Annotated in this window: 12 protein-coding genes; 3 read left to right on the forward strand and 9 right to left on the reverse strand. The window is 54.8% G+C overall.

The genetic code is table 11. From position 1 onward, the window contains the following. The 3 genes from LBJ25_05785 to LBJ25_05795 form a co-directional block, all read left to right on the forward strand. The coding region (locus LBJ25_05785) for a hypothetical protein (protein ID MDR1453465.1) at positions 1 to 236 on the forward strand (236 nt) is incomplete at its 5' end. Beyond that, complete coding sequence (locus tag LBJ25_05790) at positions 220 to 453, forward strand: hypothetical protein (GenBank protein MDR1453466.1); 234 nt, start codon at positions 220 to 222, stop codon at positions 451 to 453. The genes LBJ25_05785 and LBJ25_05790, both read left to right, overlap by 17 nt. Before the next feature lie 19 nt (positions 454 to 472). After that, the gene (locus LBJ25_05795) at positions 473 to 682 is read left to right on the forward strand and encodes a hypothetical protein (protein MDR1453467.1); all 210 of its coding nucleotides are present in this window, start codon (positions 473 to 475) and stop codon (positions 680 to 682) included. A 26-nt stretch (positions 683 to 708) separates the two neighbouring features. On the opposite strand, the gene LBJ25_05800 is transcribed toward LBJ25_05795, so the two are convergent. From LBJ25_05800 to LBJ25_05840, 9 genes are read right to left on the reverse strand one after another with little or no spacing between them, the layout of a single operon-like run. Then, on the reverse strand, positions 709 to 1,332 hold the full coding sequence (locus tag LBJ25_05800; GenBank protein MDR1453468.1) for a V-type ATP synthase subunit D: 624 nt from the start codon (positions 1,330 to 1,332) through the stop codon (positions 709 to 711). Between the two features lie 23 nt (positions 1,333 to 1,355). After that, a complete protein-coding gene (locus LBJ25_05805; GenBank protein ID MDR1453469.1) occupies positions 1,356 to 2,723 on the reverse strand; it encodes a V-type ATP synthase subunit B in 1,368 nt (455 codons plus the stop codon). Beyond that, complete coding sequence (locus LBJ25_05810) at positions 2,707 to 4,485, reverse strand: V-type ATP synthase subunit A (GenBank protein MDR1453470.1); 1,779 nt, start codon at positions 4,483 to 4,485, stop codon at positions 2,707 to 2,709. Before LBJ25_05810 ends, LBJ25_05805 begins: the two co-directional genes overlap by 17 nt. A gap of 14 nt (positions 4,486 to 4,499) precedes the next feature. Further along, positions 4,500 to 4,814, reverse strand: a complete 315-nt coding sequence (locus LBJ25_05815; protein ID MDR1453471.1) for a hypothetical protein — start codon at positions 4,812 to 4,814, stop codon at positions 4,500 to 4,502. Then, the gene (locus tag LBJ25_05820) at positions 4,807 to 5,556 is read right to left on the reverse strand and encodes a V-type ATPase subunit (protein ID MDR1453472.1); all 750 of its coding nucleotides are present in this window, start codon (positions 5,554 to 5,556) and stop codon (positions 4,807 to 4,809) included. Before LBJ25_05820 ends, LBJ25_05815 begins: the two co-directional genes overlap by 8 nt. After that, the gene (locus tag LBJ25_05825) at positions 5,553 to 6,107 is read right to left on the reverse strand and encodes a hypothetical protein (protein ID MDR1453473.1); all 555 of its coding nucleotides are present in this window, start codon (positions 6,105 to 6,107) and stop codon (positions 5,553 to 5,555) included. Before LBJ25_05825 ends, LBJ25_05820 begins: the two co-directional genes overlap by 4 nt. A 10-nt stretch (positions 6,108 to 6,117) precedes the next feature. After that, entirely contained in the window at positions 6,118 to 6,588 is a 471-nt protein-coding gene (locus tag LBJ25_05830; GenBank protein MDR1453474.1) for a V-type ATP synthase subunit K, read from the reverse strand. 38 nt (positions 6,589 to 6,626) lie between these two features. Further along, complete coding sequence (locus tag LBJ25_05835; protein MDR1453475.1) at positions 6,627 to 8,555, reverse strand: hypothetical protein; 1,929 nt, start codon at positions 8,553 to 8,555, stop codon at positions 6,627 to 6,629. 15 nt (positions 8,556 to 8,570) lie between these two features. After that, complete coding sequence (locus LBJ25_05840) at positions 8,571 to 8,879, reverse strand: hypothetical protein (protein ID MDR1453476.1); 309 nt, start codon at positions 8,877 to 8,879, stop codon at positions 8,571 to 8,573. Between the last annotated feature and the right edge of the window lie 143 nt (positions 8,880 to 9,022).

A 9,022-nucleotide genomic window follows, 5' to 3' on the forward strand; every position in this document is an offset into this window, starting at 1 on the left:
CAAAAAGCGCTCTGATTTTCCCGGTTGTTTTGATCGATGAGGGCAAGCCCGATCTGCTAACCCTGCAGTATCACAAAAGGTATATTTCCCAGAATATTGGGTATTTATTTAATCCCTCCGGGGAGCACGATGTCTCTAGGCCACACATACACCATAATATTTCGATTCAACTTTCCTCTATAAATTACGAAATCCTTGTAAAGAAAGGAGTGGGTGGTTATGCAAAAATTTCTTGAGGCGTTAAAAGAATACTGCACGGAGTACGATTTGGACCACAAGTCGGAGCACACTGACCGGCTACGCGAGATTTACTGGATAGCGCGGCATAATAAATTCGCGCCGGAGTTCTGCGAGACAAACATTGTCGGGCTGGCCACGCGGCTGACAAATGTTCTAGACTTCCGTCAAGAAGGCGGCAAGGAATTTGTCCGCAAAAGACAGCTGGCGGCCTAAATAGAAAGGAGCGGCTCTCATGTGGCAGCTCAAACATATTGCCCAAAAACATCCTTTACAGGGTGAACTTTTTACCGAGCTGTTTCCCCGGACACAGCCGCCGGAAAAATCTGAAGCGCAGCCCACGCAGCCATCCCTCGATAATTTAACGGAAGAAGAATCTGCTGTTTCTGTTAAAGCCGGGTACTATCACAACGGCCGTTTTATCCGCAATCCGTATGCGGATTGATACGCAAACAGCAAGGTCGTCTGTCGTTACCCCGCCGCGATCAAGTCTTTGACTTTCATTAGTTTGGTTCTTTCCGCGCGGTCGCGCTCCTCTAATTTCAAGACAATATCTTTCTGCGTTTCCTGCAGGGCGGGAATTAAATTGTATTCCAGCGCGTTGACGCGGCGGCGGGTTTTTTCGATCTCCTCGGCCAGCAGCTCGATTTTTTTCTCCGTCTGCGCCAGAAACAAAATCTCTGGAAAAGTTTCACCGACAGCCTTGAGCAAACCGCGCGCCGCCAGCGGCGCGCTGGCCGGCGAACCGCCAAGTTTCGGCTCGATCTTGCCGATCCGCAAAACCGGGAACTTCACACCGAACTGGCTTTTTATTTCCACCGCCATTGTCGTTTTGGCCGTGTTGCCCAGCAGCGCTTCCTCCAGCGCATAAGGATTGGCGCCGGCCTGCGCCTGGTAAAATTTGGCATAAACGCCGTCCAAATTTTTGTTCATCTTTTCATACAAGCCGCGCAGTTCTTTCAAAACGCGCATGAATTCCTGCATCAAACTTTCCTGTTTATCTTTCAGCAGTTTGTGCCCGCGCTGCGCAAATTGCAGACGGCTTTTGAGTTTCAAAAGCTCCATGCGGTTGGGATTGACGTTTAATTTGGCCATGTCTCTCTCTTAACTCAAAAGCGTCAGCGCAGATATTTTTTTAACTGCTCCGGCTTCAGACGTTTCAGTTGTTCAGGCGGCAGCAGTTTAAATAACTCCCAGCCAATGGACAGCGTTTCCTCAATGGTCCGGTTTTCATTTTCACCCTGCCGGATAAATTTGTCCTCAAACTCGCCGGCGAACGCGGAGAATTTCAGATCGTCCTCACTCAAAGCGGACTCGCCCAAGATCACCGCCAGCTCTTTAGCTTCGCGGCCGCGCGCATAGGCGGCGAATAGCTGATTGGCGGCGTTGGCGTGATCCTCGCGCGTTTTGCCCGCGCCGATGCCCTTGTCGCGCAGACGGGAAAGCGAGGGCAGCGGATTGACCGGCGGATAAATACCGCGCTGATGCAGCGCCCGGTCTAAAATAATCTGCCCTTCCGTAATATAGCCGGTCAGATCCGGTATCGGGTGCGTCTTGTCATCCTCGGGCATGGTCAGGATCGGCAGCAGCGTGATCGAGCCGGCCTTGCCCTGCAGGCGTCCGGCGCGTTCGTAGAGCGCAGACAGATCGGTATATAAATAACCCGGGAAACCGCGGCGGCCCGGTATTTCTTTGCGCGCGGCGGACACTTCGCGCAAACTTTCGCAGTACGACGTGATATCGGACAAAATTACCAAAACGTGGTGTCCTTTTTCAAAAGCCAAATATTCCGCGGCGGTCAAAGCCAGCCGCGGTGTGGAAATTCTCTCGATCGCCGGATCGTCCGCCAGATTGATAAAAAGCACCGCGCGGGAGAGCGCTCCGGTGCGGCGAAAATCTTCCATGAAAAACTCGGCTTCCTCATACGTGATGCCCATAGCGCCGAAGACCACTGAAAATTCCGCTTTGCTGTCGCCGGTCACCTGCGCCTGCCGGGCGATCTGCGCGGCCAGCCGCGCGTGCGGCAGACCGGAACCGGAAAAGATCGGCAATTTTTGGCCGCGCACCAGAGTGTTCAGTCCGTCAATGGTCGAAATGCCGGTTTGAATAAAATCATTGGGATAATCGCGCGCCGTGGGATTGATGGCGAGGCCGTTGATGTCCAGTTTTTTTTCGGCAATAATTTCCGGCCCGCCGTCGCGCGCCTTGCCGGAGCCGTTGTAGGCACGGCCGAGCATTTCCGCCGACACCGGCAGCTCTACACCATGTCCCAGAAAACGCACCGCGGCGCTTTGATCCAAACCCGTCGTGCCTTCAAACATCTGCACCAGCGCCCAGTCTTGATGCACTTCCAGCACCTTGCCGCGCCGCGTCTCACCGGCCGGCGTCCGCACTTCCACTAATTCTTCGTAACCGGCTTTTTCCACGCCCTCGACCAGGATCAGCGGCCCGGAAATTTCCGTCACGGTTTTATATTCTTTCTGCATCGCCAGCTCCTCCCTGTAAATTCTCCACCGCCCGCCTGATCTCTTCCGGCAGTTTTTCTAACCGCGGCAAATCTTTTTCCGGCGTGTACTTCATGCGCGCAATTTCAGCGCGCGCCGGCAATTTAAAAATCCGTGTCACATCTTTATTCTGCTGCAAAAGTTTCAACCCGGCCTGATAAAAAGCCAGCGCGGCTTTGAGCATTAAATACTGCTTGCGAAAAGAAGTGTAGGTATCCACCTCATCAAAAGCGACCTGATGCAAATAGTCCTCGCGGATCGACCGCGCGGCTTCCAGCACCAGCTGCTCGCGGCCGGAAAGCGCGTCCATGCCGACCAGCTTGACCATCTCCTGCAGCTCGGATTCCTGCTGCAAAAGCTCGGCGGTCTGCGTGCGCATCTGCGGCCAATCCTCGTCAATTTCGTTTACGTAATACTGCTCCAGATTGTCAACATAGAGCGAATAACTTTTCAGCCAGTTTATCGCCGGAAAATGCCGCGCGTAAGCCAGCGCGGAATCCAGCGCCCAAAAAACTTTGGCCACGCGCAAAGTGTTTTGCGTAACCGGCTCGGACAAATCACCGCCCGGCGGCGATACCGCGCCGATCACGCTCAAAGTCCCTTCGCGCTGCGGGGCGCCCAGCGCGGTCACCCGTCCGGCGCGTTCATAAAACTCTGCCAAACGCGAGCCTAAATAAGCTGGATAACCTTCCTCGCCGGGCATTTCTTCCAGACGGCCGGACATTTCGCGGAGCGCTTCCGCCCAGCGCGAGGTGGAGTCGGCCATCATCGCCACATTGTAGCCCATATCTCGGAAATACTCGGCGATCGTAATGCCCGTGTACACCGACGCTTCCCGCGCGGCTACCGGCATATTAGAAGTGTTGGCGATCAGCACCGTGCGCTGGATCAGCGCCTCACCGGTTTTCGGGTCTTTCAGCTCAGGAAATTCCTGCAACACATCGGTCATCTCGTTGCCGCGTTCACCGCAGCCAATATAAACGATCAGATCCGCGTCAGCCCATTTGGCGAGCTGATGTTGCACAACCGTTTTGCCGCTACCGAACGGCCCGGGTATGCAAGCCGTGCCACCTTTAGCGATCGGGAACAGCGTGTCAATAATGCGCTGTCCGGTGATTAGCGGTTTGTTCGGCGGCAGTTTACCGGCGTGCGGCCGCTTGCGGCGGATCGGCCATTTTTGCAACATGGCGATCTTTTCTTCCGCGCCGTTTTCCCCGGCCACGACCGCGATCGTTTCGGTAATATTAAATTCGCCGGCCGCGCTGCTTTTTAAAACGCCGCCTTTGGCCAGCGGCGGCAGCATGATCCAGTGTTTGACCGCTGTCGTTTCCTGCACATAGCCCAGCGTATCACCAGCGCGCACTGTACTGCCAATCGCGGCCGTCGGCACAAAACGCCATTTTTTCTCCAGATCCAGCGCGGGAATGTCTATACCTTTTTCAATGAAAGAGCCGCAGCGGTCTTTAATTCTCTCCAGCGGCCGCTGAATGCCGTCAAAAATCGTGGCGATCAGTCCGGGCGCCAGCAGAACCGAAAGCGGTTCACCGGCGGACACGACCGGTTCACCCGGCGTCAGCCCGGCGGTCTCTTCGTACACCTGTATGGCCGCGCTGTCGGGTTTAATTTCGATTACCTCGCCGATCAGCCGCCGCGCGCCGACCCGCACCACATCGTACATTTTAATATCGGCCAGTCCGCCAGCGATCACCAGCGGCCCCGCGATTTTGACAATTTTTCCCGTCATGTTTCTCTCCTTTTTTAGACCGGCCGGCCTACCGCTCTGGCCAGCGTGTTTTCCAGCCGCCGCTGCCCCAGATTGGTTTTAGTTTTGTATTCCGGCAAAATAAACACGGCGGGCAGCGTCCGCCTTTTTATTTTTTCAATCTCCGGCAGCAAAGCCGCGGCTAATTTCTCCGCGATCAAGATCAGGCCGGTCTCCTCATCTCTAGCCAGTTCATCCAGCAGATCGCGCGCTTTAGCCGCGTCTTCCAGCTCAAAGCAGCCCACGCCCAGCGCGCTGAACGGCTTGACGGTCTCGGCCGGTCCCAGCAAAGCAATTTTTTCCCTAGACATATGTGTGCCTCAAATAATTCTGCAGTTCCGGCAAGGCGCGGCCGCGGCTCAAATATAAAATTTTTATATTCTTTATTTCGTTTTCTTTGGCCTGCACAAAAGCCAGTACCGCGGCCGCGCCGCAGCCGTAGCGTCCAGCAAAAAGCTGTTTGTTGGCATAATCCTCCAGCGCTTTTTCCACCGCGCCTTCATCGAGTGTTTCCGGAATTTCTATATTGGGAAACTTTTGGCGCAGGGTTTCCGCGGCGGTAGCGGGATCGTAATGATATTTATATTCAGCAATTGCCGCCTGCGCGTGTATATACGCCTGTATATACCTGTCCTGTTTTTTGGCCAGAGCTTGCAGCGCGCGCAAATGTTCCTGATCCAACCAATAATCCAGCTGGCAAAAATCCGCCGTTTTTTCATAAATCTCCACCGCGCGGCGCACGAGCGTCTGGTCAAAATCCGCCAGCTTGTCTTTGCCCAGCGGCAGGAGATAATGATCCAGGTTTTGTTCGATCAATTTTTCTTTCAGCAAAATTTTGAGATTGTGCAAATCGTATTTGAGCCAGCAAATTTCCGCGACAGCCGTGTCCCGAAAAAGCTCGCGGCGCAAATCCGCCAGCTCTTGATTGAGGCGGTTTTCCAGCTGCTCCAAAGTTTCCGTTTCGGCAAACTCAGCTTTGCCCAGCTCGGCCAGGCTCAACAGCTGTCCTTCGCGGGAACGCACGCGCCCCAGTAAAAAACCCAGGCCGGTCATGGCCACAACCTCGCGGCAATTTCCGCTTCGGCGGCGGCCGCCGCCTCGCGCACATTCGGCTCGACCGAGCAGTCCAACCGCGCTTTGCCGTAATCGAGTTCCAGCCGGCCAGCCGGCCAGTTTTCCGGCGTAAACACCGGCGTATCCGGCGCGCCCAGTGTCTGCAAAACTTCGGCCAGCACGGCCTTATCGCCGCCGGCTAAAACTTTCGCGCCGTTAAAATCCGCCGCCCGCAAAATTCGGGCATAATATTTTTTTAATTTCTTGCCGCTCAAATCTTTCACCGCCAGCGTCAGCGCCTGCTCCAGGCACGTCCTTTTCTGCGCCAAACATTTCTGCGTAATTTCCATTTGCCAAAGCTGCCGGCGCTGCTGTACCGAGAGCGCGCGTTCTTTTTCCAGCTCAGCGGCCGCTTTTTTGCGCGCGGCGTTGAGCTGTTTTTGCGCGGCGGACAGCTTTTGCGCGGCGGCGGTCTGCGCGGCCGCCAGGATTTTCCCGGCCTGGTTTTGCGCTTCCGCCAAAATTTTTTTCTTAATATCGTCTAACGCCACAGCCGCTCCATTACAACCGAATATTCATCAAAAGCAATATCGACATCAGCAGTCCCAGCACGGCGTAAGTTTCCACCATCGCCGCAAGGATCAAGCCTTTGCCGACTTCGTCAGGTTTGCGGCCGACCATGGCAATACCCGCCGCGGCAACCCGTCCCTGATAAATGCCTGAAATTACGCCGCCGATCGCCATTGGCAGGCAGGCGAATAAAATCTGCAGGCCGGCTTCACTGGACACCGGCAGAGCGCCGCCCAGCAAATTAGTTTTCAGGATCACCCAAAAAGCAACCAAAAACCCGTAAATACCCTGCGTGCCCGGCAGAGCCTGCAACAGCAGCGTCTTGCCGAATTTATCGGGGTCTTCCGCCACCACGCCAGCCGCCACTTCCCCGGCCAAACCAACACCCACTGACGAGCCGATGCCGCCGCCGCCGATCGCCAGCGCCGCTCCTAAAATCGCACACATTAAACCGATATCCATAATTTTCTCCTTTCGTTTTTTGCTCTGCAAAAATTTATTTATTCCAAGCTAACATATTTTGTCTGCCAAGAAAATGGCCGAAAAAACCGCCCCCCTCCCTCGAAAAATTTTGAAAAATATTCCACATACTGCAGGCGCGCCGAATGGACAAACGAGCCAAGCATGTTGACCAAAAAATCAAAAATGTGGCCGAAGATCAAGATCACGATCATCACACCGAGGCCGACGATCGGGATCCCGCCGGTCAGCGCGGCTAAATAATTTATGACCAAAGCCATCACCGCCGTCACCAGCCCTAGCGCAAAGATCCGCGTGTAGGAGAGCAGGTCGCCAAGGTATCCCGACAGCCTGTACAAACTCAAAAGCCCCGAGCCGAGTTTCAGGAGCGGATTTTTTTGGTGCCGCCCTTGCGTCAAAACCAGAAACACCGCGCTGCCGATTACTATATATTTAAAAATGTTCGCCAGCAGCGCGGCGGCGGCCGACCAGCTCTGACCCGCTGGCAGCAAGCTCAAGCCCGCCCAGCCAAAAATTGCCAGCAGGAAAACGAACCAGCAGCCGGAAGCCAAAAACGCCGCCGCCCAGCCTTTTTGTCTGCCGTCTAAAACCCAGCGCAAAAAAAGGCCGGCCAGCATTTGCAGCGCGCCCAACCCCACGGAAAGCCCGAGCAGCGGCAGCGGACTGTCCAGCGGGTCGATAATTTTCAGGCTCAAGAAAAAATTTCTCACATCCGGCCAGGGCAGTATATTGAAGTCCAGACCAAACACGCTGCCGGTCAAAAGCCCGACAACTATTGTCGAAATTCCGCAGTAAATATTTAAGAGCAAAAGTTCTTTGCCGAATTTGGTCAGATTGGCGAAAAAATGTGCCAGTAAAAAACCCGCAAAAAGCAGCAGCAGCAAGCCATAGCCAGCGTCGGACAAACACAGCCCGTAAAACACGATAAAAAACGGCGCCATGAACGGTGACGGATCAAGGTCTTTGCTGCCCGGCATACCGTAAAGCGAGGTCACCGCTTCCAGCGGAGCCGTCACGCCGTTGCGCAGTAACGCGGGCTGTTCCTCGCCCGCGTCAGGCTCAACCTCACGCCAGTACAAAACTCCGGAAAACTTATCCAAATATTGGCGCAGTTTTTTCTTTTGCGCGACAGGGACCCAGCCGGTAAGGAAGCTGGTTTTTTTCGTGGCGGTCAGCCCCAAAGACCACTGCCGCAGGGCGTTTTCGTTGGTCAATTGTTCTGTCCAAACCGCCAGGCGCGTGTACTCCGCGGCGTGGATTTTAGCCAGCCGTTCCCGCAGCTCCGCGTTTTTTTGGCGCAGCTTGTCGAGCCGCCAGCGGAGGCTGACCGCTTCACGGAAATATTCCCGCTTTTGCAGGGGCAGCGCGACTTCCGCAAAATTGAGCTCCGCCAGTTCAGCGCGGATCGCCGCCTCGTCTGCCCGCCAAAAAACGCTCTGCACAAACGCGGTCTGTCCGTCCACGCGCAAGACCTGCATTTTTTCCGGCTCAACTTTTTTCACCGGGATTTGGCCAAACAACGCGCCGGTCTGGCGCAAGCGAGCGGCCTGGCGCGCGCGTCCCAGGCCAAAGCGGGCGTATAATTCCTGTTTTTGTACCGCGTCGGCAAGCTGCTTCATGGCCGTTGTCTGCGCGCGCCACTCCGCGGACGATCTCTCCAGCGCGGCCAGCGTTTTATCCGGCCGCTTCTGCAGCAGCTCCGCCGCCTGCGCTTTTTTTACCACCGGCTTGACTTGAATGAAATTTTCAATAAAACCGCGCGGCCGCGGGAATAATTCGTCCAAAAACTGCAAGTTTTTTTGATAACGCTGCGCCAGCTCCGCTGGCGGCGTTTCGTCCCGCAAATTGGTGATCTCCATGATACCCAGAGCCTGCAGGCCGGACAGGAACTCATGTGTCTTTTCCTGTAGGATAAAAATTTGCATTTTTTGCAAACCCGCGACAGCCATGGCTTCTCCTATTGATTAGGCTAAAATTTTCTCCGTCAAAAAAGCGGCGGCTTCCGCCAGCGTGTCCTTGCTGACCGCCAGTCCAGCCAATTGCGTCCTGGTTTTTTGCGCCGCCTGAACAGCCTCTTTCGCGTACAGTGTTTTCAACTCCTCTTGCAGCGCCAGTTTATTCTGTTTGAGCTCTTGTTTGAGTTCGGCCTGCAGTCCAAGAATTTTTTGTTCGGTTTCCCGCGCCAGACATGCGGCATCCCGTTCGGCGCTGGCAATCAAACCCGCCGCCGCTTTTTCGGTTTGCAGTAATTCGTCCAAAATATCCTGCGTCATGTTCTTTGGTTTCTAGCAAGATATCCCGCGTTTGTCAAAAACTCTCGCCCATTGCGCGCAGGCCGCGGGGAGCCACGGTCGGAACGAGTCCGATATTTGATCAAGCGCTTTGACAAAGCAAGGCAACTTTTATATACTTACTA

Source organism: Candidatus Margulisiibacteriota bacterium (assembly GCA_031268855.1).
In the GTDB taxonomy this organism is placed as follows: Bacteria; Margulisbacteria; Termititenacia; order Termititenacales; family Termititenacaceae; genus Termititenax.

Bases quoted from the DNA above. Each gene is read 5' to 3' on its own strand.
- LBJ25_05835 (MDR1453475.1), bottom strand. From the start codon at position 8,555: ATGGCTGTCGCGGGTTTGCAAAAAATGCAAATTTTTATCCTACAGGAA.
- LBJ25_05805 (MDR1453469.1), bottom strand. From the start codon at position 2,723: ATGCAGAAAGAATATAAAACCGTGACGGAAATTTCCGGGCCGCTGATC.
- LBJ25_05830 (MDR1453474.1), bottom strand. From the start codon at position 6,588: ATGGATATCGGTTTAATGTGTGCGATTTTAGGAGCGGCGCTGGCGATC.
- LBJ25_05840 (MDR1453476.1), bottom strand. From the start codon at position 8,879: ATGACGCAGGATATTTTGGACGAATTACTGCAAACCGAAAAAGCGGCG.
- LBJ25_05795 (MDR1453467.1), top strand. From the start codon at position 473: ATGTGGCAGCTCAAACATATTGCCCAAAAACATCCTTTACAGGGTGAA.
- LBJ25_05790 (MDR1453466.1), top strand. From the start codon at position 220: ATGCAAAAATTTCTTGAGGCGTTAAAAGAATACTGCACGGAGTACGAT.
- LBJ25_05810 (MDR1453470.1), bottom strand. From the start codon at position 4,485: ATGACGGGAAAAATTGTCAAAATCGCGGGGCCGCTGGTGATCGCTGGC.
- LBJ25_05800 (MDR1453468.1), bottom strand. From the start codon at position 1,332: ATGGCCAAATTAAACGTCAATCCCAACCGCATGGAGCTTTTGAAACTC.
- LBJ25_05815 (MDR1453471.1), bottom strand. From the start codon at position 4,814: ATGTCTAGGGAAAAAATTGCTTTGCTGGGACCGGCCGAGACCGTCAAG.
- LBJ25_05820 (MDR1453472.1), bottom strand. From the start codon at position 5,556: ATGACCGGCCTGGGTTTTTTACTGGGGCGCGTGCGTTCCCGCGAAGGA.